31 protein-coding genes are annotated in these 21577 nt (G+C 62.1%); 27 read left to right on the forward strand and 4 right to left on the reverse strand.

What is annotated here, in order from left to right:
* Positions 1-78: 78 nt before the first annotated feature.
* The 3 genes from WJT74_RS05045 to WJT74_RS05055 are packed head-to-tail and all read right to left on the reverse strand — an operon-like array spanning position 79 to position 2638.
* Complete coding sequence (locus tag WJT74_RS05045) at positions 79-378, reverse strand: hypothetical protein (RefSeq protein ID WP_343347597.1); 300 nt, start codon at positions 376-378, stop codon at positions 79-81.
* Positions 375-1493 carry a tyrosine-type recombinase/integrase gene (locus WJT74_RS05050; protein WP_343347599.1) on the reverse strand — a complete coding sequence of 373 codons (1119 nt, stop codon included), beginning with the start codon at positions 1491-1493 and terminating at the stop codon, positions 375-377. The genes WJT74_RS05045 and WJT74_RS05050 overlap by 4 nt, the downstream gene beginning before the upstream one ends.
* Positions 1481-2638, reverse strand: a complete 1158-nt coding sequence (locus tag WJT74_RS05055) for a hypothetical protein (protein ID WP_343347602.1) — start codon at positions 2636-2638, stop codon at positions 1481-1483. Before WJT74_RS05055 ends, WJT74_RS05050 begins: the two co-directional genes overlap by 13 nt.
* 86 nt (positions 2639-2724) lie before the next feature.
* Here WJT74_RS05055 and WJT74_RS05060 point away from each other — a divergent pair, with 86 nt between their 5' ends.
* The 6 genes from WJT74_RS05060 (at position 2725) to WJT74_RS05085 (ending at position 6378) form a co-directional block, all read left to right on the forward strand.
* On the forward strand, positions 2725-2949 hold the full coding sequence (locus WJT74_RS05060) for a hypothetical protein (protein ID WP_343347604.1): 225 nt from the start codon (positions 2725-2727) through the stop codon (positions 2947-2949).
* Positions 2950-2951: 2 nt separating this feature from the next.
* Positions 2952-3149: a hypothetical protein gene (locus WJT74_RS05065; RefSeq protein ID WP_343347607.1), complete on the forward strand. Its 198-nt coding sequence runs from the start codon at positions 2952-2954 to the stop codon at positions 3147-3149.
* On the forward strand, positions 3146-3847 hold the full coding sequence (locus WJT74_RS05070; RefSeq protein ID WP_343347610.1) for a hypothetical protein: 702 nt from the start codon (positions 3146-3148) through the stop codon (positions 3845-3847). Before WJT74_RS05065 ends, WJT74_RS05070 begins: the two co-directional genes overlap by 4 nt.
* A gap of 117 nt (positions 3848-3964) precedes the next feature.
* Complete coding sequence (locus WJT74_RS05075) at positions 3965-5410, forward strand: toprim domain-containing protein (protein WP_343347613.1); 1446 nt, start codon at positions 3965-3967, stop codon at positions 5408-5410.
* Positions 5400-5738 (forward strand): hypothetical protein, encoded by a 339-nt coding sequence (locus tag WJT74_RS05080; RefSeq protein WP_343347615.1) that lies wholly within the window; start codon positions 5400-5402, stop codon positions 5736-5738. Before WJT74_RS05075 ends, WJT74_RS05080 begins: the two co-directional genes overlap by 11 nt.
* A 10-nt stretch (positions 5739-5748) precedes the next feature.
* Entirely contained in the window at positions 5749-6378 is a 630-nt protein-coding gene (locus WJT74_RS05085) for a hypothetical protein (protein WP_343347617.1), read from the forward strand.
* Here the strand turns inward: WJT74_RS05085 and WJT74_RS05090 are convergent.
* Complete coding sequence (locus tag WJT74_RS05090; RefSeq protein WP_343347620.1) at positions 6375-6548, reverse strand: hypothetical protein; 174 nt, start codon at positions 6546-6548, stop codon at positions 6375-6377. The genes WJT74_RS05085 and WJT74_RS05090 overlap by 4 nt on opposite strands.
* Before the next feature lie 168 nt (positions 6549-6716).
* On the opposite strand from WJT74_RS05090, the gene WJT74_RS05095 reads away from it, so the two are divergent.
* From WJT74_RS05095 to WJT74_RS05195, 21 genes are all read left to right on the forward strand, one after another.
* Positions 6717-7013, forward strand: coding sequence for an HNH endonuclease signature motif containing protein (locus WJT74_RS05095; RefSeq protein ID WP_343347622.1), 297 nt, complete (start codon positions 6717-6719; stop codon positions 7011-7013).
* A 61-nt stretch (positions 7014-7074) separates the two neighbouring features.
* On the forward strand, positions 7075-7566 hold the full coding sequence (locus WJT74_RS05100; RefSeq protein ID WP_343347624.1) for a ParB/Srx family N-terminal domain-containing protein: 492 nt from the start codon (positions 7075-7077) through the stop codon (positions 7564-7566).
* Entirely contained in the window at positions 7556-8248 is a 693-nt protein-coding gene (locus WJT74_RS05105; protein ID WP_343347626.1) for a hypothetical protein, read from the forward strand. The genes WJT74_RS05100 and WJT74_RS05105 overlap by 11 nt, the downstream gene beginning before the upstream one ends.
* 8 nt (positions 8249-8256) lie before the next feature.
* Complete coding sequence (locus WJT74_RS05110) at positions 8257-8703, forward strand: phage terminase small subunit P27 family (RefSeq protein ID WP_343347628.1); 447 nt, start codon at positions 8257-8259, stop codon at positions 8701-8703.
* A complete protein-coding gene (locus WJT74_RS05115) occupies positions 8684-10525 on the forward strand; it encodes a terminase large subunit (protein WP_343347631.1) in 1842 nt (613 codons plus the stop codon). The genes WJT74_RS05110 and WJT74_RS05115 overlap by 20 nt, the downstream gene beginning before the upstream one ends.
* 13 nt (positions 10526-10538) lie before the next feature.
* Positions 10539-11174, forward strand: coding sequence for an HK97 family phage prohead protease (locus WJT74_RS05120; RefSeq protein ID WP_343347633.1), 636 nt, complete (start codon positions 10539-10541; stop codon positions 11172-11174).
* Complete coding sequence (locus tag WJT74_RS05125; protein ID WP_343347636.1) at positions 11174-12574, forward strand: phage major capsid protein; 1401 nt, start codon at positions 11174-11176, stop codon at positions 12572-12574. Before WJT74_RS05120 ends, WJT74_RS05125 begins: the two co-directional genes overlap by 1 nt.
* A gap of 75 nt (positions 12575-12649) precedes the next feature.
* Positions 12650-12844, forward strand: coding sequence for a hypothetical protein (locus WJT74_RS05130; RefSeq protein WP_343347638.1), 195 nt, complete (start codon positions 12650-12652; stop codon positions 12842-12844).
* Positions 12845-14182 (forward strand): phage portal protein, encoded by a 1338-nt coding sequence (locus WJT74_RS05135; protein WP_343347640.1) that lies wholly within the window; start codon positions 12845-12847, stop codon positions 14180-14182.
* Positions 14179-14700: a hypothetical protein gene (locus WJT74_RS05140; RefSeq protein ID WP_343347643.1), complete on the forward strand. Its 522-nt coding sequence runs from the start codon at positions 14179-14181 to the stop codon at positions 14698-14700. The genes WJT74_RS05135 and WJT74_RS05140 overlap by 4 nt, the downstream gene beginning before the upstream one ends.
* Positions 14700-14981 carry a head-tail connector protein gene (locus WJT74_RS05145; protein ID WP_343347645.1) on the forward strand — a complete coding sequence of 94 codons (282 nt, stop codon included), beginning with the start codon at positions 14700-14702 and terminating at the stop codon, positions 14979-14981. The genes WJT74_RS05140 and WJT74_RS05145 overlap by 1 nt, the downstream gene beginning before the upstream one ends.
* On the forward strand, positions 14978-15307 hold the full coding sequence (locus WJT74_RS05150; protein ID WP_343347647.1) for a head-tail adaptor protein: 330 nt from the start codon (positions 14978-14980) through the stop codon (positions 15305-15307). The genes WJT74_RS05145 and WJT74_RS05150 overlap by 4 nt, the downstream gene beginning before the upstream one ends.
* A 3-nt stretch (positions 15308-15310) precedes the next feature.
* A complete protein-coding gene (locus WJT74_RS05155) occupies positions 15311-15475 on the forward strand; it encodes a hypothetical protein (RefSeq protein ID WP_343347649.1) in 165 nt (54 codons plus the stop codon).
* Positions 15459-15917 carry a hypothetical protein gene (locus tag WJT74_RS05160; RefSeq protein ID WP_343347651.1) on the forward strand — a complete coding sequence of 153 codons (459 nt, stop codon included), beginning with the start codon at positions 15459-15461 and terminating at the stop codon, positions 15915-15917. The genes WJT74_RS05155 and WJT74_RS05160 overlap by 17 nt, the downstream gene beginning before the upstream one ends.
* Positions 15917-16300: a DUF3168 domain-containing protein gene (locus tag WJT74_RS05165; RefSeq protein ID WP_343347653.1), complete on the forward strand. Its 384-nt coding sequence runs from the start codon at positions 15917-15919 to the stop codon at positions 16298-16300. Before WJT74_RS05160 ends, WJT74_RS05165 begins: the two co-directional genes overlap by 1 nt.
* 43 nt (positions 16301-16343) lie before the next feature.
* Positions 16344-16781, forward strand: coding sequence for a phage tail tube protein (locus WJT74_RS05170; RefSeq protein WP_343347656.1), 438 nt, complete (start codon positions 16344-16346; stop codon positions 16779-16781).
* Positions 16781-17101, forward strand: a complete 321-nt coding sequence (locus tag WJT74_RS05175; RefSeq protein ID WP_343347658.1) for a hypothetical protein — start codon at positions 16781-16783, stop codon at positions 17099-17101. Before WJT74_RS05170 ends, WJT74_RS05175 begins: the two co-directional genes overlap by 1 nt.
* A gap of 152 nt (positions 17102-17253) precedes the next feature.
* Positions 17254-17418, forward strand: coding sequence for a hypothetical protein (locus WJT74_RS05180; protein WP_343347661.1), 165 nt, complete (start codon positions 17254-17256; stop codon positions 17416-17418).
* 1 nt (position 17419) lies between these two features.
* A complete protein-coding gene (locus WJT74_RS05185; protein WP_343347664.1) occupies positions 17420-19702 on the forward strand; it encodes a phage tail tape measure protein in 2283 nt (760 codons plus the stop codon).
* A complete protein-coding gene (locus tag WJT74_RS05190) occupies positions 19702-20364 on the forward strand; it encodes a DUF2460 domain-containing protein (RefSeq protein WP_343347667.1) in 663 nt (220 codons plus the stop codon). The genes WJT74_RS05185 and WJT74_RS05190 overlap by 1 nt, the downstream gene beginning before the upstream one ends.
* 115 nt (positions 20365-20479) lie before the next feature.
* Entirely contained in the window at positions 20480-21529 is a 1050-nt protein-coding gene (locus tag WJT74_RS05195; protein ID WP_343347670.1) for a hypothetical protein, read from the forward strand.
* Positions 21530-21577: the final 48 nt, after the last annotated feature.

The raw sequence follows: 21577 nt of genomic DNA on the forward strand, positions 1-21577 counted from the left end.
TTATGATTCCGCTTCATCGGCGCGGAAAACCGCGCTTTTCGGCGTCCATGCCCGCTGTGTGCCCGTTCTAGGGAGAGATTACTGCGGGCCGACGATTTTCTCGCCTGCCTCGATCCGCTCATGCGCATCCCAGTCCGAGTATCGCACTCGAACTTCTCCATCTGGACCGAACCCCGCAGGGGATGGTCCGTGGAGCTCACGATACGATTTCAAGTGGCGCAGATGTGGCTGGTCAATCATCCTAGCTCCCTCTGGCTCTTTAGTCCATGAGTATCGAGGCACGAGGATGTCGTAAAAGATGTCGATTGGCATATCGATCGCAACGATGCGGTCCATCGCGATCGAACAGTGCTGGACGATAAATTCTGGTTCGATCATCCCAAAAGCTCCCTCTCGGCAGCCGCAGCGATCGCGGCGTCCTTCTCGTCATCCTTGATGAGGTGACCATAGACATCGAGCGTGGTCTGGATGCTGCTATGCCCCAACCACGTCGTCAGGCGCTTCAGGTCGACCTTCTGGGTGATCCACGCTGACGCCGCCGCATGGCGCAGTTCGTGAAAAGTATGCAGCGCCTTGCCGTCGCCCTTCACCACTCCGGCGTCGACCTGGAGCGGCCAGTATTCGCGGTTGAGCATGTTCGAGTGCAGGCGCACCCCGCCGTCGCTGTTCGGGAATAGCAGGTCGGACGGCGGCGATCGGAGCATCCATTCGCGCAGCGCCTTCACCAGCATCGGCGGGATCGGGATCGTGCGGTAGCCTGCCTTCGACTTCGGGGCGCCGATCACGCCCCACTGGTCGGCGCGCTGCGTCACGGTGCAGGTTGCGGCCTTCAGGTCGAGGCCCGACCGGGGGAAGCCGCGAAGTTCGGACGACCTCATGCCAGTGAATATCGCGGTCAGGAGCATCGGGTGATAGTCGGCATGATTCTCCGCAGCCTCGGCGATCATCGCCTTGAGGTTCGGCTTCGTCGGCACCACGACCTTGCTCTTGCCGCGCGGGGCGCGCTCGATCGTCACGTCCTTGGCGACGTTCTGCGCAACGAGGCCCCTCTCCTGCGCATCGTTGATGATCGCGACGAGCTGGCGCAGCGCCTTCGCTGCCATCGCCCGTGACCGCGAACCGAGCAGCGCATCGACATACAGCCGGACGCGCGGCTTCGTGAGGCGGGACAGCTTCTCCTCGCCTATCAGCGGTTCGATGTGCAAGCGCAGGATCTCGTCATAGGATTTCGTGGTACTGCGCTCGAGGCCGCGCAGCTTCCGCCCATCCAGCCAGAGCGCGCCGGCCACCGCAACCGTCGTGCTGGCACTGTCGGGCGTATGAATGCCCTGCCGGAGCTCATAGCCCAGCTGGTCGCGGTACGCGCTGGCATCGCCCTTCTTCGCGAATGTCTTCTGGCGCGGTGTGCCGCCAGCATCGACATATCGAAGGCGCCAGGCGGTCTTTTTCTCGCCACAGGCGGTAGTCCATTCGCGTTTCGCTATTGTCGACATGGGTCGGGCTCCCCGCTGGCGATGAGGTGTCGACGGACGGACGCGAACAAGATCGTATCGGCTGCCGTCGGGTTCAGAAGCAGCTTGCGCTCAAAATACAGCGCTTTCTCAAGCGATCGAGCCTCCGCAAGTTTGGATGATTTGAGGGACTGGGCTGTGTCCTGCGTGATGAGGATACAATTGTTTTTCGGGAGGCTCTCTGCGGTGTCTTCGACGACCTTAAAAATCTCACTCACGTCTGCAGCTTCTATGCCGCGCAGGTCCAGTATCTCGAACTCATCCTGGCCAGGTAAGGAAACCCTGAATGACTTCCATGAGCCGCTTTTCGACACTTCGATGAAAGGCCAGCGTAGATGGTCGTCCAGATCGTGCCCCTCGCCATCCCTGAGACTTTCGTCCCAATTCCAGATGATGTCAGCGCCCGTGGCGCGGAACAGATTGTTGGCGACCGTCCAGCCTTGAGAATAGACCTCGTAGGCGGAGCGTCGCATCTCCTTCAGGGTTTCCAGTTTGTTCTGACCAGCGAGATAGTTCGCCAGTCGATTGAGGACGGTAGACAAGTTGACTAATGAAACTCGTGATCCTCGTCGCCTCGTGAGTTCTTCGATGGTCCTCGAAAGAAGCGGTGTTGGTGAACTGAAAGCTTGAAAACTCGGTCCGCTTTCTGGGCCTAGCGGATCGTTCGGATCGAGGCTCGAATCACTGAACCGAAACGGTGTTCTACCTGATGGATCAAACCCGAAGTAGACATCGTAGTCCTCATCGATGTCGGCCCCATGCGCTTCGTCGATCTGGATGACCTGATCGGACGCTGCGGCAACGCCAGCAAAAATCCCGAAATATTCTCGCTCCGAGACCTCAAGCGCTCGTTGCGGATCAAGGCCCATCTGCGTGAACTCGAACATCAAAGTGTAGAGGATAAGTTCGCGGTAGCCGTAGGCTGGCACTCGCCCGCCCCCCTGGCCGACCTTCGGGAACGAGAAGTTCTCGAAATTTTTCACCCGCTCCAAATTCTTCAGGCGCGCCCTGAATGCAGTCCGGTGATCACCACCGATGCCATTCACCGCCGCGATTGCGTTCTCGATTCGACTGAAGGTGAACCTCGGCGCTGACGCGAATAATTCGGATAGGGCCTCAATTTGCATTTTAATGTTGCGCTTTCCCGTTACGTACCATACGCGTTAAAGTGCAAATTGAGTTTTTGCAACAGAAAGCGGCAAGGATCGGAAGAATGGAAAATGAAGCGGAACCCCGGGCGCTGCGTGGCGCCGCAGCCATTATGGGATACGCCAATTCGCGGATCGAAGGGGACGGCAAGCTGAGCATCCGCGCGGTTTATCGTCTTTGTGAAGGTGGTGACATCAGGTGTCGCCGGCTGGGTGGGATCCTGATGTCGACCACCCTTTGGGTCGACGAGGCACTCGGTCTCGCACCCGCCGCCGACGAAGCCGCCTAACCGTGGCCCGCGCGATCGGCCGGATCGCGGCCCCCATCATCCTCAAGGCTGTAGGCCTCGCGGGTATTCAGGCGTTCGTCGAGGCGATCGACGATCCAGCCGAACGCAAGGCCACCGTCATGAACTTGCGGACCGCCGGGATCGTCAACGACGATCAGGCGACGATCCTCATCCAGCATAATCATCTGGAGGCAGCGTGAGCCGCATCAGATCCGTTCACCCTGGCCTATGGACTGACGAGCGTTTCGTCTCGGTTTCCGTCGAGGCGCGACTTCTCGCGATCGGCATTTGGAACGAGTGTGACGATCAAGGCTCGTTCGAGTGGGCGCCCCTGAAGCTGAAGATGCGGTTGCTGCCCGCCGACCACGTCGACGCCGAAGCCCTGCTTGGCGAACTTGAGGACGCTCGCCTTGTCCTGAAGTACGAAGTGGACGGAAAAGCTTACGGAGCGGTTCGGAACTTCCAGCGGTATCAACGCCCGAAGAAGCCGAACTCGATCCATCCACAGACCGACGAGGTTCGGAAGTGGGTCGACACTGAGGCCCGCTCAAAGCGCGACGGTGGGGAAGCGGTGGGGAACCAGTCCCGAACCGGTTCCGAAAAAGCCCGCCAGATGAAGGATGGAGGAGGAAGGAGGGATACTCCTGTTTCTAACGAAACAGGGCGGCAGGCCGCCGAGAAGAAATTCTGGGATGCCGCCAAAGCCCTTCTCGCTGACCATGCAAAGGACCCCGGCGCGCTCGTCAACAAATGGCTGCGTGATCACGGCAAGGAATTGACCACGGCGGCGATCAACGCCGCGCAGCTCGAGAATGCGGTCGATCCGATCGCCTACGTCGAAGGCTATTTCCGTCGCCACGATCCGCCGAAGGCCAAGACGCCGCTGGTGCCGCTGTGAGCTGGCAGGACGAGACGAGTTGGCGCCCGACGCGCGCCGGGAAATTCCGCTGCCCGATGTGCAGCGATCACCGAAAAAACAAACGCGAAAAATGCCTGAGCGTATCGGAGAGCACTGATGGTTTCGTCTTCTATTGCCACAACGGATGCGGGTTCACCGGCGGCACCGGCGAAGCTCCACGAGAAGCACGGGGAATGGCTCGAAGCGCGCGGGATTTCCGTGGACCTGGCCGAGAAGCTGGGCCTTTTCACGGCAAAGCGAGAGGGCAAGGCGTGGATCGCCGTTCCCTACGTTCGCCATGCCGAGACGGTGAACCACAAGTATCGCCTGACATCGAAAAAAGATCACCGGATGGATGCGGGCGGGGTTCTCTGTCTGTGGAATCACGACACGCTGAAGACCGACCAGTCGGCACCGCTCGTCGTCTGCGAGGGGGAATGGGACGCACTGACGGCAATTCAGGCGGGGTTTCGCGCCGTCTCCGTCCCGAACGGCGCGAGCGGCGCTGAGCACGACAAACTCGACTATCTTTGGAACAGCCGCGAACTGCTGCTCGAGCAGAAGCAGTTCATCATCGCGACCGACGACGACGAGAAGGGCCGCGCGCTTCGCGATAATCTGATCGCGCATCTTGGCGCGGAGCGATGCAAATTCGTCGAATACCCGCCGGGCTGCAAGGATCTGAACGAGGCTCTGAATATCGACGGCCGCGATGCGGTGGCCGAATGTCTCGCCAAGGCGAAGGACTGCCCGGTCGCGGGGGTCCATCGGCTCTATGATTTCCCCAAGCAGGACAATGTGACCGGTCTTCCGACCGGCATCGACGTGCTGGACGACAAAGGCGCGATCGAGATCGTCCCGACGACGTTCACGGTCCTGTCCGGCTACGCCAACATGGGGAAGTCGACGGTCCTCTACACGGTCATGTCGAGCCTGCTGGCGCGCGGCGTCCGGTGCGCGATATTTGCGCCCGAAGGACGAACCTGGCCAATGGCGAACACGCTGGCGCAGGCGATGCTGGGCTGCAGCCGGTACGAACTGGAACGACACCCCAACCTCTACCCGACGCTCGACGCCATCCACGACCGGCTGTCGATCCTGACGAACCACAACGACGAGGATCTGGAGTTCGACGTCGATACGATGCTGGAGAAGCTCGAATACACGGTCCTCCAGCACAGCGTGAAGTTCATCGCAATCGACCCGTGGAACGAGCTCGACCACAAGCGCCGGCGCGATGAAAGCCTGACCGAATACGTCAGCCGCGCCATCAAGCGCCTTCGCGCCTTCGCCAAGGCCCACAACGTAGCCGTGTGGGTCGTCGCGCACCCGACCAAGCCGGCGAAGGGTAACAGCGGCATGCCATCGCTCTACGATGTTTCAGACAGCGCCCATTGGGCGAACAAGGCGGACTACGGCCTGATCTACCATCGCGACGACAAGAGCAGGAACGACGCTCAACTGGCGATGGTGAAGAAGAAGGAATGGCTGCCGGGCGAGTACGTCAACGAGCGCGTGAAACTCGACCACCGAACGGGAAGGATCTGCAGATATGAAAATTGAGACGGAAGACGGCTTGCTTAGGTCCTATTCGATCAGTGAATTGATCGCCGATCACGAGCGTCGCGAGGCGCTTCCTCCGACCGATCCCAACAGTCCGACCGGATTTGAGCGCGACAACGAAGCCGGCGGATGGGACCTGCACTGGGGCAACTACGCGTACTTCGTGCCGGACGATCGGCTGAAGACGCCAGAGGAGCTTCTTTGGTGGATCCATCATCTCGGGTCGAAAGGATGGAAGCGCATGACGCCAGGACGGATCGCGCGCTTCATCATGACGGTCGCGCTGCGGCGCGGGTGGGAACCTTACGGCGACAACGCTCAAGGCTAGGGAGGCGAGAGTGGGGAGAAATACTCGTTTCGATTTCGGGGCAGAGCGCTATCCGAACGGTCGAAAGAAACAGGAGAAGAAGGGATGCGATCGCGGCAACAAGCGAACGCACCAGCGCGAGCAGCTATTCAGCGCCCTGTGCTTCGCCGACGGCGGTCGCGGAAAGGAAGCTCACGATGGCGTCGGTCAACTGATGCTGATCGGTGCGCTCGACGAAAAGGACATGGAGCCCAACCAGCTCGTGCAGGTGGCGCGGGAATACGCCCGCCTTTACCACGAATGCCTCAACGACGTTGCGCCGACCACGCCACAACTGGAGCGCGTCGACAGCAGCCGCGCCCCCACCCCTGCCGCGCGTCGGCGGAAGGCTCGGGACCAACGAAGGTTCGAGGCGATGGACGATGCGCTGCGAGAACGTCGAGCAGAGCGCGAGGCCGTTCACGAACTGGCGATCGACACGTATTGGAATGACCAGATCGCCGGATGGGTGCAGCGCGCTGTCGTGGCCCACATGGTGCGCACGGCCTTTCCTGGCATGCGGGATATTCAGGCCCAACCGGCCGACCTCGCCACGATCCGTCTCGCACGGCAGGGATTGGTGAGGATGGCCGACGCGGTGGACAGTAATAGGTCGCCCTAGGCCCGATCGATGCTGATGGTATGGTCGAACGGTTCAGAATTGGGGAAAGCCTGATGGAACAGCTTCATCGCCTCGGCGACCGCCAAGTGCAGATCCCCGCTCCCGTGGATTTGCCACTCATGCTGAACCTGTTCCCCGTTCGACTTCGATACCGTTACCCGAATATCCATCGCTCATCTCCTAGTTCGACTAAGCAGTCTCCTGCACCAGGATACGCCTCGCTTGCAATCGGGGTGGAATTATGCTTCAAGGCAAGTGATGTTGATAGGCAGGCTAATAAAGTCATGCCAGAGAGCCCGCCACCGAGCGGGCTTTTTCATGCCCGGACGGGAGGCACGATGGCCGAACGCATCCGAGGCAGGAAGGGCCAGGCACTGAGGCGCCGACGCCTCGCCCGCACCAACGGACTGTGTGAGGACTGCAAGGCCAAGGGAAAGATCACGGTGGCAACGATCGTCGACCACACCATTCCGCTCGCTCATGGCGGCGAGGATGTGGACGAGAACACCCGCAACCTGTGCGACCACTGCAACCAGAAGCGAACCGCCGAGCAGTTCGGACACCGGCAGACGGTAGGCACCGACGAGGACGGATGGCCCATAGGCCGGGGGGCGGCTGACGCTTCAAGGGCTTAGGGGCCGGACACCGCGCGGGTACTGTAATTTTCACAGTCGCGTAATTGCGATAGGGGGTTCGATGTCTCCACAGATCGAGAGCCGCCGCGTTTCCGACCTCATCCCGTATGAGCGCAACGCGCGCACCCATAGCGCGTCCCAGGTCTCACAGTTGGCGGCCTCGATCCGCGAGTTCGGCTGGACGAACCCGCTGCTGATCGACGGGAAGAACAACATCATCGCCGGACATGGCCGGATGCAGGCGGCGCTGAAGCTTGGCATCGACGAAGTGCCGGTGTTGGTCATTGATCACCTCGACGACGCGCAGCGGAAGGCACTGGGTCTGGCTGACAACAAGCTGGCGTTGAACGCGGCTTGGGACGAACAGATGCTAGCGCTCGAAGTCAGCGAACTTCAGGTGAGCGACTTCGACATGAAGCTGATCGGCTTCTCGAATGCGGAGATCGCCGACCTATCCGCCGAGGTGCAGTTCATGCCGGCCGACGAGGGCGATCAGACCCGGCTGGACGAGAAACCGCTGAAGATGTGTCCGGCGTGCGGCCATGAGTTCTAAGCCAACGCTTCGGCTCGATTGGGCAACCAGCGAGGCGGCGCAGTACGCGTGTCGGACCTGGCACTACACAGGCAAGATGCCCAATAGCGGCGTGAAGATCGGCGTCTGGGAGGACGACAAATTCATCGGCGTGATCCTGTTCGGGGTCGGCGCTGCGAACGCGACGAACGGGAAGGCATACGGCCTTGCCCGATCACACGAGATTGCGGAACTCCAGCGGGTCGCGCTGAAGGCGGGCCATGCCTATCCCGTGTCGAAATACGTCTCGATCGCGATCCGGATGCTGAGGAAGCAATCGCCGAAACTGCGCATGCTGATATCGTTCGCCGATCCCGCGCAAGGGCACCACGGCGGGATATACCAGGCAGGCAACTGGATTTACACGGGCCGGTCGGGAAGCGACCACGCCTTTCGCGTGAAGGGGGAGGTACTTCACTGCAAGACGGTCCATTCGCGCGGCTGGAAACAACAGGTCGCATGGCTGCGCGCCAACATCGATCCGAAGGCTGAGAAGGTAGTCGGCGAAGGCAAGTACCGATACCTGATGGCGCTGGACGCCGAGATCGCCGAGCGGATCGCACCGCTGGCGAAACCCTATCCCAAGCGTGCGAAAGAACAGGCCTCCGAGCGCCCCTCGGAGCTGGGCGGTGTAACTCCGACCCGCACGCTCCAGAACACGTAGGTCGCACCATGACACGAGGCCGCAAGCCGAAGCCCACTCACCTGAAGGTGGTCGAGGGCAACCCGGGCCGTCGCCCGCTCAACACGAAGGAGCCGAAGCCGAAAGGTAATCTCTACGATTGCCCCGAGCACCTGAACGCCGATCAGCGCAAGGTGTGGAAATATGCGATCGAGTGCGCGCCGCACGGCCTGCTGAAGCGTGTCGATCGCTCGGTGCTGTTGGCGTGGGTCGTGGCCGAAGACCTTCACCGACAGGCGACCGAGAAGTTGAACGAGCATTCGCTACTCATCTCGACGCCGAACGGAATGCCCGTCCAGACGCCCTACATCTCGATCATCAACAAGCAAGCGGCGATCATGGTGAAGGCTGCATCGGAGATGGGTTTCACGCCCGCGAGCCGAAGCCGCGTCGAGGTGGACGAACCCGAAGAGGGAAATGAGTTCTTCACCCGATAGGGCGACCGCCTACGGCAGAAAAGTCGTCGCCGGAAAGATTACCGCAGGCCCGCACGTCCGCAACGCCTGCCGCCGCCATCTGGACGACATCAAGACCGCGAAGAAGCGCGGGCTGCGCTGGAACAAGACACTGGCAGCGCGCGCGATCCGCTTCTTCGAGACGCAACTGAAGCTGAGCGAAGGGCAGTTCGAGGGGCAACCGTTCGAGGCGCAGCCCGCGCAGGATTTCATCATCGGATCGCTGTTCGGCTGGGAGCGTAAGAGCAGCGAACACGGCTGGGTTCGACGCTTCCGCCGCGCCTATATCGAGCAGGGAAAGGGCAACGGGAAATCGCCTCTGGCGGGAGGGATCGGCCTCTATGGTCTGATGGCCGACGGCGAGCCGGGCGCGGAAATCTACTCCGCGGGCGCGACCCGCGATCAAGCCGCGATCCTGTTTCGCGACGCGGTGAAAATGGTCGACCAGTCGCCGGAGCTCAGCAAGCGGCTGCGCAAGAGCGGCGGGCCGGGTCGAGAGTCGAACCTCGCCTATCTGCTGACCAGTTCGTTTTTCCGGCCGGTAAGTCGCGAAGCGAAGAAGACAGGCTCGGGCCCTCGCCCGCACATGGCGCTGTGCGATGAAATCCACGAGCATCCCGATCGCGGCGTCATGGAAATGCTTGAGCGGGGGTTCAAATTTCGTCGCCAGCCTCTGCTGTTGATGATCACGAACAGCGGCAGCGACCGCAATTCGGTATGCTGGGAAGAGCACGAACACGCGGTCAAGGTCGCGGCGGGCAATCTCAACGCGCGCAGTGACGACGCAGCCTATCTCGGTGAAGTGGTGGACGACACGACGTTCTCCTATGTCTGCGCGCTCGACAAGGACGACGATCCGCTCAACGATCCGAGTTGCTGGGAGAAAGCCAACCCGCTGCTCGGTGTGACGATCACCAAAGAATATCTGGAGATGCAGGTCGCTCAGGCGAAGGCCATGCCTGGGAAGCTCAATGGCATTTTGCGCCTTCACTTCTGCACATGGACTGACGCCGAAACGGCGTGGATGACACAGGCCAATCTGGCGCCCGCACTCGTCGACTTCGAACCGGTGGACGATCACGCGGGTGCGCCAGTCTTTATTGGTGCCGACCTTAGCCAGACGAAGGACATCACTGCCCTTGGTTACTGCGTGCAGACGGGCGCGGTTGAGGACGGCGAGCACGCAGGAAAGCCGATTTACGATGCGTGGGTTCAGGCGTGGACGCCCGGCGATACGATTGCCGATCGCGCACTTGCTGACAAGCAACCCTACGAGGTGTGGGTCAAGCAGGGTCATTTGAACGCGCCGAAGGGAAAGAGCATCAATTACCGCCACGTCGCGCAAGCGATCGCCGAGGCGGAACACGACTACGATATCCGCTGCCTCGCCTACGATCGCTACGCGTTCAGCCGAATGCTCGAACCGGAGATGCAGGAGCTGGGGCTGAGCGTCGAATGCGTCGAGCATCCGCAGGGCGGGACGAAGAAGGGTAAGCCGACCGAGGCCATGAAGGCCGCGGCGAAGAAGGCAGGACGCGAACCCGAGGGCCTGTGGATGCCCATGAGCGTCCGGCAGGTCGAGACGCTGCTGCTGGAAGGGCGGCTGCGCATCCAGCGCAATCCCGTGACCGTGAGCGCGATGATGAGCGCCGTCACCGACGAGGACCGCTGGGGAAACTATTGGCTCGCGAAAGAGCGATCCACGAACAAGATCGACGCCGCCGTCGCTCTCTGCATGGCGGTGGGGGCAGCCTGCGCATTCGAGAGCGCAAAGCCGAAGAAATATCAGATCCTCGTCGTCTGAAGGAAATCAGTACATGGAAAACCGCGCCTACAGCCTGCTGGAAATCAAGCAGGTCGATACCGAGGAACGTGTGATCGAGGGCATCGCCTCGACGCCGACCACCGATCGCCTCGGCGACATTATCGAACCGATGGGCGCGAAGTTCGCCCTGCCCATGCCACTACTGCACCAGCACAACCACAGCCATCCTGTCGGGCATGTCGAGTTCGCGCAGCCCACCGAGAAGGGCATTCCCTTCAAGGCGCGGCTGGCGCGGATTGACGAGCCGGGCGCGCTGAAGGATCGCGTCGACCTCGCTTGGCAAGAAGTGAAATCCGGCCTCGTTCGCGCCGTCTCGATCGGTTTCCGGCTTCTCGAGGATGGAGCCGAGGTCATGAAGGGCGGCGGCTTTCGCATCAAGAAATGGGAATGGATGGAGCTGTCGCTTGTCACGATCCCCGCCAATGCCGAAGCGACCATCCTTCAGGTCAAGACATTCGACCGTCTCGCTCTTGCGGGTGTGAGCCCCGCTGAAGGCGAGAAGGCAGCAATTCCGCAAGACGACCCGCCTGCCGCGTCCGGCAATTCCGTGCGCGTCGTCAAGCTGGATGACCCGGCCCGCGATCGGGCGAAACCCTTTGTCATCAAATCCATCAAGAGGATTGCATAATGGCGACTATCGCAGAGCAGATCGCGGGCTTCGAGCAGAAGCGCGCCTCGTTGGTTGCGGCCAACGAAACCATCATGACCAAAGCCGCTGACGACGGCACCACCCTGGACGAAGAGCAGTCGGAAGCGTTCGACGGCAACAAGGCCGACATCGAAGCGATCGACAAGCATCTCGACCGTCTCCGCGCAATGGGGAAGGCTGCGGCGAGCACCGCCGTGCCGGTCAACGGCGAAGATCCCGACAAGGCTTCTGCGTCGCGTGGCGGGGAGCGCATTCCCGTGCGGGTCGAAAAGAAGCTCGAACCGGGCATCGCATTCGCGCGCATCGCGAAGGTGAAGGCTCTCGCATCGAAGGACCAGATGAGCGTGCGCGAGAAGGCGCGCGACCTCTACGGTGAGCAGTCGGAGACGTTCGCGCACTTTAACAAGGCGGCCGTCACGGCGACCGACACCTCCAGCGCGCTCGTGGGGGATGAATCCTCGGCGTTCGCCGACTTCGTCGAGTACCTCCGCCCGATGACAATCATCGGCAAGTTCGGTCAGAATGGCGTTCCGGCCCTACGTCGGGTGCCGTTCCGCACTCCGCTTGTCGGACAGAGCACGGCGGGTTCGGCCAACTGGGTCGGCGAGGGCAAGGGGAAGCCGGTTACCAAGCCCGACTTCACCCGCACCACGCTCGATCCGCTCAAGGTGGCGGCGATCACCGTCGCGACCGAAGAAGCGCTGCGTGACTCCAGCCCTGCGGCTGAAGGCATCCTGCGCGACGATTTGGCGGCTGCGGTTGCCGAGCGTCTCGACCGCGACTTCATCGATCCGGCCAAGGCTGCGGTGGCGGGTGTCAGCCCGGCGTCGATCACCAACGGCGTCACGTTCCGCGTGGCGAGCGGCACCGATGTCGACGCGCTCCGCGCTGACGTGCAGGCGGTGTTCGCGAACTTCATCGCCGCGAACAATGCTCCGACCAGCGGCGTGTGGATCATGAACGGCATCACCGCCCTCGCGATCTCCATGCTCCGCAATCCGCTCGGCCAGAAGGAATATCCCGACCTCAACATGGGCGGCGGGACCTTCGAGGGCCTGCCGGTCATCGTGTCGGAATATGTCCCGAACGACTACGATCCCGACGACGCGGGCGCGGCGGAAGCCGGTTCGCTCATCGCGCTGGTCAACGCATCCGACATCTACCTCGGCGACGACGGCGGCATGGCGGTCGATCTGTCGCGCGAAGCGTCGATCGAGATGGCCGACAACCCGACGCAGGACAGCACGGGCCCGACGGCCGCGCAGCTGGTTTCGATGTTCCAGACCAACAGCGTCGCGCTGCGGGCGGAACGGACGATCAACTGGGCGAAGCGTCGTGCCACGGCGGTCGCTGCGATCGCCAGCGCCAACTACGCCTAACGGCTTGGGGAGGGGTCGCCATAGCCCCTCCCCTTTCCTTTTCAGGAGACGAGCATGACGAAGCGAAGCGGCTATATGACGCGCGCGCTGGCATCGAAAGATCGCCGCTATGCGCAGATCCTCGGCAAGCTCGGCTATTCGTCCGGCGACGTGGAGGTCGAAGAAGACCTGACCACGCTGCGCGCCGAGTACAAGGCGAAGATCGGGAAGCAGGCCTATCACGGCTGGGATGCTGCGACGCTTCGCGCGAAGATGGCGGAAGCCAAGTAGATGAAGATCCTTGGGGTCGAGATCACGCGGGCCTCGGTTGCGAAAGCGCTGAACCCCGTGGTCGGCGGCTGGCGCCGAGTCCTCGAATCCTTTTCTGGTGCCTGGCAGCAGAATGTCGAGATCGACCAGAAGACGGTCCTGACGAACCCCGTCCTTTTCCGGTGCATGACGTTGATCGCGACCGACATCGCGAAGATGCGCGTGAAGCTGGTCGAGAAGAAGGGCCGCGTGTCGATCGAGACGACCTCGCCCAGCTTCTCGCCCGTGCTCGCGAAGCCAAACGATTACCAGAACCGCATTCAGTTCCTCGAAAGCTGGATGCTGTCGAAGCTCGGCTACGGCAACGCCTACGCGCTCAAGGTGCGCGATCAGCGCGGCGTGGTCGTGAAGCTATTCATTCTCGACCCCAACCGCGTCCGTCCCCTCGTGGCGACGAATGGCGATGTCTATTACGAACTGCGCCGCGACGACCTCAGCAAGCAGAACGCCGAAATGGTCACGGTCCCCGCCCGCGAGATAATCCACGATCGAATCAACACGATCTTTCATCCGCTGATCGGCACGTCGCCGATCTACGCCGCCGGCCTCGCCGCCGTGCAGGGCGTGGAGATGCACAACCACTCGGCGAAGTTCTTCAAGAATGGAGCGCTGCCCAGCGGTTTCGTAAAGGTGCCCGGCGAGATCAAGCAGGAGCACGCCGACGAGCTGCGTGACCATTGGAACAACAGCTACAGCGGCGACAATGCGGGCAAGGTCGCGCTGTTGAGCGACGGCATGGAGTTCGTCGCGGTCACCGCCTCGGCGAAGAACAGCGAACTCGTCGAACAGCTGAAGATGACGGGCGAAGCCATCTGCACCGCTTTCGGCATGCCAGCGCACAAGGTCGGCGTCGGCGCGCCGCCCGCCTACACGAACATCGAGGCGATCAACCGCCAGTACTACACCGACTGCCTGCAGATCCACGTCGAGCAAATCGAGGAAGTGCTGCGCGACGGGCTGGCGCTCCCCGCTCCCTACGAAGCGCAGTTCGACACGGAATTGCTTCTGCGCATGGACATGGCGACGCAGGCCACCGTCGCAAAGGATCTGGCGGGCGCTGGCATCGCGAAGATCAACGAGATGCGCGAATGGTTCGGCTGGGAAGGCATCGAGGGCGGCGACACGTCCTACCTCCAGCAGCAGAACTATTCCCTGGAAGCGCTCAACAAGCGCGACACGCAGGACGATCCGTTCGCGAAGAGCGCGCCGCCCGCGCTGCCCGCGCCTGATAATGACGACGACGAAACCGAGGACGAGGCCGCCAAGGCCCTCGCCGCGATGAAGAAGGGGCTGGCATGAGCTTTGACGGACAGGCCTTCGGCACCGAGATGGTCGATGTCGTGAAGGGTTTCGTCGAGCGCGCGACAGCGCCGCTCGTCGAGGAGATTGCGCAGCTGAAGGCGCGCAAGTCGGTGTCGAAGGCGTTCATCGACCGCAACCACGAGTTGGTCCTCACCTACAGCGACGGGTCGACCGAAAGCCTCGGTATCGTGGTCGGGAAGAACGGTGAGCCCGGCGAGAACGGGAAACATGGCCTGAACGCCGAAGACGTGGACATGGAATTGCTCGAGGACGGCAAGACGCTGCGCATGAGCCTTGTCACGGGCGTGATCGAGCATTCGTTCGACATCTGCTTTCCGGTGATCGTCGATCGCGGCGTCTTCAGTGAGGGCAAGGAATATGCGCGCGGCGACGCGGTGACGTGGGCCGGATCGCTCTGGATCGCGCAGAAGGACACGAGCGAGAAGCCGGGGGGCGATGGGGACGATTGGCGTCTGGCGGTCAAGAAAGGCCGCGACGGGAAGGATAAGAGCTGATGGCGGCGCTCGTGACAATGGAGGAAGCGAAGCGCCAGTTGCGCATCATCGGAAACGAACACGACGAGGACATTGAGGACAAGCGCGTCCAGGCATCGGAGATTGTGATCGACTATCTCGACCAGCAGGCCGACGAAACGTGGACCGACGCGACCGTGCCCGACCACGTAAAGGCGGCGGTCCTTCTGCAGCTTCGCGCACTCTTTGACGGGACGCGTGACGGCATCCCCGACGGCGTGAAGGACATCCTTCGCCGCACTCGAAAGCCGACCTTGGCATGATGGACTCGCGCAAGCTTGATCGCCTCATCACGATCAAGCGGCCGGGCGCACCGGTTGACGATGGTTATTCAGAAGTGCCCGGTGCGCTCGAAACCTACGCGCAGCGCTGGGCATCGTGGATGCCCGCAAATGGTCGCGAGGTGTTCGAGAACCTCGGACGCGAGGCAAAGTCGGGCGGTTCCTTCTGGCTTCACTACGATGCGATCACGGCTGCGATCGAGCCTACCGACAAGATCGAGTGGGATGGTCGGCTTTGGGAAATCCTGAGCATCGCGCAGATCGGCCGGCACGTCGGCATTGAACTCATCGTCACGACGGAGGATTAAGACATGCTCGTTCGCACCATCCGCAAGCACCAGAACGCCTTCGGCGACAAATACACGAAAAACCTACGCAAGCATTACGAAGTCACCGACGAGCAGGGCCAGCGCCTGATCGCGCAGGGACTGGTCGAGGAAGTCGTCGCGAAGAAGGACGATGAAGGTCAAGTTTGAAGGCGGGCGGCAGCTCGAAGCCGCCTTCCGCGAACTGGACATCACGCAGGCGCGCAAGAAGGGGATCGCTCGCCGCGCCCTCGATCGTGCCGCCGAACCGATCCACGACGATTGGGCGGCGCATGTCGATAAGCAGTCGGGCGACATGAAGAAGTCCATCAAGATTGGCAGCCGGAAGGCCACAAAGGCCAATCGCAAGTTCGCGCGCGGCGCGGGCAAGGATATCGTCGAACGCTTCGTCGGCATCGACCTAACGGTCAACGACCGACTGGCTGTCTACGCGCCGATCGAGGAATTGGGCAGCGAGAAGCAACCCGCCAACCCCGCCGGTCGCGCGGCATTCGAGAGCAAGAAAAACGTCGCGCTGGATCGCCTCGGGGATGATCTCTGGGAGGAAATCGAGAAGGTGGCGAAGCGCGTGAACCGGAAGGTGGGAGCCTGATGGAAGATGCGCTGCGCACTCGGTTGAAGGCCGATCCGGCTGTAGCGGCGATCGTCGGTGCGGGCGTCTATTGGGATGAGCGACCACAGGCGACGGCCTATCCCGCCGTGGTGCTCGAAACGATCTTCGGCCAGCGCGACCAGCACCTGAAGGGGTTCGACGGCTTCCATTCGACGCGGGTGCAGGTGAACTGCTTCTCGACCACCAAGAAGGAAGCGGTTTCGCTTCGCGAGGCCGTGATCGCCGCCATCGTTCCCGCAGCGGCTGAAGGCGGCACCGAATTTCTGCGCGCGCAGGACATCGAGGTTCGGCAGGGACCGAAAAGCACCTCGACCGGCACGACGCACAACGAAATCGTCGAAGCGACGATCTGGCACGACTGAGCCAGCCACGGGGCATGCGCCCAACCCATAGCAAGGAAACGAAATGACGACAGAAGCCCGCATTGGGTGGGGCGCGGAGTTCCACCTCGACGACGATGGCGACACGCTGACCGAAATCGGCGAAGTCACCAATATCACCCCGCCCAACCCGCAGACGGAGGACGTGGAAGCGACGCACCTGAAGTCGCCGAACCGTCGGAAGGAATATATTGCGGGCCTGATCGAAGATGGCGAAGGCACTTTCGAGTTGAACCTCGTGCCTGGCTCCGACAGCGACACGCTGATCCAGACTGCGCAGAACGACGGCGTGGCGCGCGATTACAAGATCGTGATCCCCGACGGTGCGTTCGGCTGGGAAATCACCGGCACCTGCTACGTGAAGGGCTATGATCGCGGCAACATCACTGCCGGCGAGAAGATGACGGCCACGGTCACGCTGCGCTTCACCGGCGACAAGACCGAAGCGGCGGCGACTAGCTAATGGTCGCGCCGATCGACGCGAAGACGGAAATCGAGGTGGAGGGTGAGACGATCACTCTTCGCCTCAACTTCCGCACGCTGGCCCTTGCGAAGAAGGCTGGGGCGAACCTTATGAACGGCACCAGCATGGACGCGCTCGAAGTCGCTGCTGCGATCCGGTGCTTGGCTTCGGTCGACCATCCGAAGATGACCGACGAGGAAGGCCTCGCGATCGCCGTGGTGGCGAGCGACGAGGTGGCGGCCGCGATGGAGCGGCTGGCGGTGGACTTCGGATCGCGGGCGAAGGGGGAGCCGGGAAAGCCGGAGAAGGCGACGACCTAGACTACTACGAGCTACTGGCGAACTGGTGCGAAGCCGGTTTCTCGCCGGAAAGCTTCTGGGATCAGACGCCGCGATCGTTCGACGCTGCGATCGAGGGCGCGATCCGGCGCATCGATCGTGACATCGAGACCGGCCTTCAAGTCGCACACGCGATGGCGCGGTTCAACGCCGCCACCAAGACACGCGAGGGGCTTAAACCCTTTGCCGATTACGTCCGCAAAAAGCTGCGGTCGCCCGCCGAGATGGCCGCGATGTTGAAGTCGATGGGCGCTGGCAGCGACATGGTCGTGCGCCGGGTCGAGTTGAAAGGAAAATAGCATGGCGACGATGTTGGGAAGCCTCCTCGTCTCGCTCGGGCTGGAATCCGGTCAATTCAAGTCCGGCATGAGCGACGCGCAGAAGGAGATGGTGAAGACCGAGCGCAAGTTCATGAAGATCGGCTCGAGGATGCAGTCGATCGGTGCGAAAATGTCGCTTGGCCTGACCGCCCCCATTGCAGCGATTGGTGCCGCGGCCGTGCGCATGGGCGCCGACTTCGAAAAGAGCATGTCCAATATCTCCACGCTGGTCGACACGAACGTCGAGAGCATGGAGGCGATGAAGAACTCGGTGCTCGAAATCTCGAAGCGCACCCCCGTCGCGATCTCCGACCTGACCAGCGCGCTTTACGATGTCCGTTCGGCGGGCATCTCCGCCAGCGACGCTATGCAGGTGCTGGAGCGGTCGGCGCAGCTCGGCGTGGCGGGGCTAGGGTCCACGGCGGAGTCGGTCGATCTGGTCACGTCGTCGATCAACGCATTCGGCCTTGAAGGCGAGGAAGCGTCGAAGGTTTACGACAACATCTTCCGCACGGTGCAGGCGGGCAAGACGACGATCAGCCAGCTATCGCAGGGCTTCGGTTCCGTCGCTCCTGTCGTCGCGCAGGCGAATATCGAACTGGACGAATATCTCGCATCGGTGGGGGCCATGACTTCGGTCGGCCTTCCCGCCGCGCAGGCGCAGACGCAAATCCGCGCCGCCATCGCGGGGCTGTCCCGAGAAACGAAGGAAACGTCGGCGGTCTTCGAGACGTTGGGCGCGAAGAACTTCAAGGATCTGGTTGACAAGAGCGGCGGCATGGTCGCGGCGTTCCAGCGGATCGTCGAAGCCACGGGCGGCAGTGAAGCCAAGATCATCAAGCTGGTCGGTTCGGTCGAGGCGTTCAATGCGATCATGTCGCTGTCGGGACAGACCAACGAGACATTCACGAACACCCTGGCGGGCATGCGCGACGGAACCGATGCCGTTGGCGAGGCCTTCGAGAAACAAGCCGGCACGAGCGCGGCAAAGTGGCAGGAGGCGCAGAACTCGCTTCAGGCCAGCGCAATCAAGATCGGAACCGCCCTGGCGCCTGTCGTGTCGCAGCTCGCCGAGATGCTGGCGGGCCTTGCGGGCTGGTTCTCCAGTCTCAGTCCGGCATCGCAGAAGTTCGTGATCGCCCTCGCCGGTATCACCGCTGCGGCGGGACCTGTCTTACTGGTGCTGGGAAACATCGTGTCGATCATTCCCGCCCTCCTGAAGTTGGGGCCCGTATTCTCAGCTATCCGCGTCGCGGCGCTGGCGTTGATGACCAATCCGGTGATCCTCGGCTTCGCAGCGGTGATTGGAGCGATCTATCTGGCGTGGAAGAACTGGGACAAGATCGCGGCGATCGTCCAGAAGCTCTACAATGGCGTGAAGACGTGGCTGCAGGACAAGCTCGGCGCGGTTCTGCGGTGGGTGGGAAAGAAGGTCGAGAACCTTGCCCTGCCCTTCAAGGCGCTCTACACCGCCGTCGTCGGCAACAGCTACATTCCCGACATGGTGGACGGCATCGGGGCGCACATGAAGCGCCTCGACAAGCTGATGGTCGAACAGGCGGAAAATGCCACGGCCAAGACCGCGCAGAAATTCATGGAGCTGCGCGCGCTTCTCGATCGCCTGTTCCCGGAGTCGGCGCGGCTTCTTCAATTCAAGGCCGAACGCCAGCTTATCGCGGACAGCGACCTTTCGGATGAGTTGAAGGCGGCTGCCGATGCGAAGTTGGCCAGAGACTTCTTCAAACCGACGAAGCTGAATGTCGGCGATCGCATCCTTGGCCACGATCGTTTGGACGGGGAAACTGTCGCCGTTAGCGAAGGGCTGCGGGAACTTCCCCGCCTGATCGACTATGCCGCCGAGCGCATGGAAGATTTCAAACGTTTGGGCAGTGCGGCATTCGGGAAGCTTGGCGACGAACTGAAGGGCGTCGTAATGGGCTTCCAGTCGCTCGGCGATGCGGTGAAGAACCTCGCTTCCCGCCTCGCCGACCTCGCGTTCGACTTCGCGTTCAACTCTCTCGGTCGCGGCTTGAGTATTCCTGGCTTTGCGAACGGCACGAATTTCGCGCCGGGCGGACTGGCCTTGGTCGGTGAGCGCGGTCCGGAGATCGTCAACCTGCCGCGGGGATCGTCTGTCTACACCAACGAGCAAAGCGTTGGGATGATGGGCGGCGTCAAAATGACGATCGTCACCCCGAATGCCGACAGCTTCCGCCGTAGCGATCGTCAGATCGCGCGTCGGTGGCGACGGAAGGCTGTCTGATGGGAGGCTTCGTCGACGAATATCTGCCCGACGCCGTACCGGGCTATCCCTGCGTTTCGTCGCCTCGCACAAAGACCACGATCGTTTCGACGCACGGCGGGCGTGAGCAACGTAATCAGGAATGGGAGCACCCGCTCTACCGCTTCACGCTGCCACGGGGTGTCCGTGAATGGTCTGAAGTCGCTGCGCTGCGCGATCACTGGTTGGCGATGCGAGGACCGCTGCACAGTTGGCCGTGGGTCGATCCCTTGGACTTTACAAGCCGGGAGCTGACCGCGCCTAACCCCGACTACGATCCGCCGATCGGCGCGACCGACCAGGCGATCGGCACGGGCACCGGGTTCACCGACAAGTATCAGCTGGTGAAGCGGTACGTGCGGGGTGCGCAGACCTACGTGCGGCCGATCCATCTGCCGGTCGTCTCGACGGTCACGGTGGCGGTCGACGGGGACGTGGTGGATCCCGCTGACTTCTCGGTTTCGCGCGAGGGCGGCGTGGTGTCGCTGGCCGAGCCTCCCGGCAACGGGCTGGCGGTGACGGCGGGGTTCTTTTTTGATGTCGAGGTGCGGTTCGAGGACGACGACGTGTTCGAGGGCATCCTCCAGACGTGGCAGGCGGGCGGGTTCGCCGATCTCTCCTTTATCGAAGTCCGTCCCTGCTGAGGGGCTGACCTACTGACAATTCAAACGCTGGCGTCGGCATTGCCGCGCGGGGAGGTGTATTATCGCTAATAGGTGGTGCGACGGGCTGGCGCGGTACGGCGGCGACAAGACCAAGATGCTCAACGGCTCGTCGGGGCAGGCATGGGCGCAGAATGATGCCGACAGTGGATCGGGCGGCACGCTGTCGACCACGCATGCACGGACGGGCACGCACTGCTTTGTAATGGGGACGGGAACGCGTCCAAGGCTGCGCCGAGTGTTCGGTGCGGCGCTCCAGGAAGTCTTCCTCGGCTATGCGATGCGCTGTGGGGCGCTGCCGACCAACGAAACTTCGTCGGGAATTATTAGCAATGCCACGAGCGGCGGCGTCTGTCTCTTCCTGCTCGGCGACGCCTCGAACAACTCACAGGCTTCGATCTGGCTTGGCACCGACGGCGCGATCATCGCGCGCAATCGCGACACCCTCCTAGGGCGCAGCACACCAGTCGTCGGCAGCGGAGCGTACAACCATTTCGAGCTTTTTGCCGCCGCGGGCAACGGTACGAGCGGAGCGCTCGAAGTTCGCGTCAACGAGCAGACCGTCCTCAATCTCACTGGGATCGACACGGTAGCTAGTGCCAACCTCGAATTTAGTCAATTTACCGTCGGAGCAGGATCACTCGCCAATCAGGACGAACAGGATTATCGCTTTGCCGATTTCTTCTGCAACGACACGGTCGACGACGGGTCGGGGTGTGACACGTTCATTGGCGATTGCAAATCAGCGCTCCTGCAGTTCGACGGAGACACGGCGCAGGCCGACTTCCTAAAGTCGGCGGGTACGAGTGGGTACGAGCTGCTCGACCTGCCGATCGATGATGCCGGGCACATCTACGACACGACGGGCACGGCGCGGAGCGACTTCACGCTCGCCGACCTGCCTGCCAACCTCACCGAGATCCTGACGGCGCGGCCGTTCGGGCGGGTGAAGAAGGACGACGCTGGGACCGCGCTGTTCGCGCCAACTTTGGTGTCGAACGGCGATAAATCGGTGGTGACGCCGCAGCCGATCACGACGGGCTTCGCCTACCACGACAGCAACGTGCCGTTCGACCCCGACACCGGTGCGCCGTGGACGCCAGCGGCCCTCGCGGCGGCATTGGGTGTGATGGAGCGGACGGCTTAGCGTGACGCAGCAAAGCGTCAGCCAAGGCGGGGTGGAGATCCTCTACCG

It is taken from the genome of Sphingomicrobium sp. XHP0239, from assembly GCF_039555325.1.
Classification (GTDB): Bacteria; Pseudomonadota; Alphaproteobacteria; order Sphingomonadales; family Sphingomonadaceae; genus Sphingomicrobium; species Sphingomicrobium maritimum.

Excerpts from the sequence above, each read along its gene's own strand:
- WJT74_RS05045 (WP_343347597.1), bottom strand. The coding sequence starts at position 378 with ATGATCGAACCAGAATTTATCGTCCAGCACTGTTCGATCGCGATGGAC.
- WJT74_RS05050 (WP_343347599.1), bottom strand. The coding sequence starts at position 1,493 with ATGTCGACAATAGCGAAACGCGAATGGACTACCGCCTGTGGCGAGAAA.
- WJT74_RS05055 (WP_343347602.1), bottom strand. The coding sequence starts at position 2,638 with ATGCAAATTGAGGCCCTATCCGAATTATTCGCGTCAGCGCCGAGGTTC.
- WJT74_RS05060 (WP_343347604.1), top strand. The coding sequence starts at position 2,725 with ATGGAAAATGAAGCGGAACCCCGGGCGCTGCGTGGCGCCGCAGCCATT.
- WJT74_RS05075 (WP_343347613.1), top strand. The coding sequence starts at position 3,965 with ATGGTTTCGTCTTCTATTGCCACAACGGATGCGGGTTCACCGGCGGCA.
- WJT74_RS05080 (WP_343347615.1), top strand. The coding sequence starts at position 5,400 with ATGAAAATTGAGACGGAAGACGGCTTGCTTAGGTCCTATTCGATCAGT.
- WJT74_RS05090 (WP_343347620.1), bottom strand. The coding sequence starts at position 6,548 with ATGGATATTCGGGTAACGGTATCGAAGTCGAACGGGGAACAGGTTCAG.
- WJT74_RS05095 (WP_343347622.1), top strand. The coding sequence starts at position 6,717 with ATGGCCGAACGCATCCGAGGCAGGAAGGGCCAGGCACTGAGGCGCCGA.
- WJT74_RS05100 (WP_343347624.1), top strand. The coding sequence starts at position 7,075 with ATGTCTCCACAGATCGAGAGCCGCCGCGTTTCCGACCTCATCCCGTAT.
- WJT74_RS05105 (WP_343347626.1), top strand. The coding sequence starts at position 7,556 with ATGAGTTCTAAGCCAACGCTTCGGCTCGATTGGGCAACCAGCGAGGCG.
- WJT74_RS05110 (WP_343347628.1), top strand. The coding sequence starts at position 8,257 with ATGACACGAGGCCGCAAGCCGAAGCCCACTCACCTGAAGGTGGTCGAG.
- WJT74_RS05115 (WP_343347631.1), top strand. The coding sequence starts at position 8,684 with ATGAGTTCTTCACCCGATAGGGCGACCGCCTACGGCAGAAAAGTCGTC.
- WJT74_RS05120 (WP_343347633.1), top strand. The coding sequence starts at position 10,539 with ATGGAAAACCGCGCCTACAGCCTGCTGGAAATCAAGCAGGTCGATACC.
- WJT74_RS05125 (WP_343347636.1), top strand. The coding sequence starts at position 11,174 with ATGGCGACTATCGCAGAGCAGATCGCGGGCTTCGAGCAGAAGCGCGCC.
- WJT74_RS05130 (WP_343347638.1), top strand. The coding sequence starts at position 12,650 with ATGACGCGCGCGCTGGCATCGAAAGATCGCCGCTATGCGCAGATCCTC.
- WJT74_RS05135 (WP_343347640.1), top strand. The coding sequence starts at position 12,845 with ATGAAGATCCTTGGGGTCGAGATCACGCGGGCCTCGGTTGCGAAAGCG.
- WJT74_RS05140 (WP_343347643.1), top strand. The coding sequence starts at position 14,179 with ATGAGCTTTGACGGACAGGCCTTCGGCACCGAGATGGTCGATGTCGTG.
- WJT74_RS05145 (WP_343347645.1), top strand. The coding sequence starts at position 14,700 with ATGGCGGCGCTCGTGACAATGGAGGAAGCGAAGCGCCAGTTGCGCATC.
- WJT74_RS05150 (WP_343347647.1), top strand. The coding sequence starts at position 14,978 with ATGATGGACTCGCGCAAGCTTGATCGCCTCATCACGATCAAGCGGCCG.
- WJT74_RS05155 (WP_343347649.1), top strand. The coding sequence starts at position 15,311 with ATGCTCGTTCGCACCATCCGCAAGCACCAGAACGCCTTCGGCGACAAA.
- WJT74_RS05160 (WP_343347651.1), top strand. The coding sequence starts at position 15,459 with ATGAAGGTCAAGTTTGAAGGCGGGCGGCAGCTCGAAGCCGCCTTCCGC.
- WJT74_RS05165 (WP_343347653.1), top strand. The coding sequence starts at position 15,917 with ATGGAAGATGCGCTGCGCACTCGGTTGAAGGCCGATCCGGCTGTAGCG.
- WJT74_RS05170 (WP_343347656.1), top strand. The coding sequence starts at position 16,344 with ATGACGACAGAAGCCCGCATTGGGTGGGGCGCGGAGTTCCACCTCGAC.
- WJT74_RS05175 (WP_343347658.1), top strand. The coding sequence starts at position 16,781 with ATGGTCGCGCCGATCGACGCGAAGACGGAAATCGAGGTGGAGGGTGAG.
- WJT74_RS05180 (WP_343347661.1), top strand. The coding sequence starts at position 17,254 with ATGGCGCGGTTCAACGCCGCCACCAAGACACGCGAGGGGCTTAAACCC.
- WJT74_RS05185 (WP_343347664.1), top strand. The coding sequence starts at position 17,420 with ATGGCGACGATGTTGGGAAGCCTCCTCGTCTCGCTCGGGCTGGAATCC.
- WJT74_RS05190 (WP_343347667.1), top strand. The coding sequence starts at position 19,702 with ATGGGAGGCTTCGTCGACGAATATCTGCCCGACGCCGTACCGGGCTAT.
- WJT74_RS05195 (WP_343347670.1), top strand. The coding sequence starts at position 20,480 with ATGCTCAACGGCTCGTCGGGGCAGGCATGGGCGCAGAATGATGCCGAC.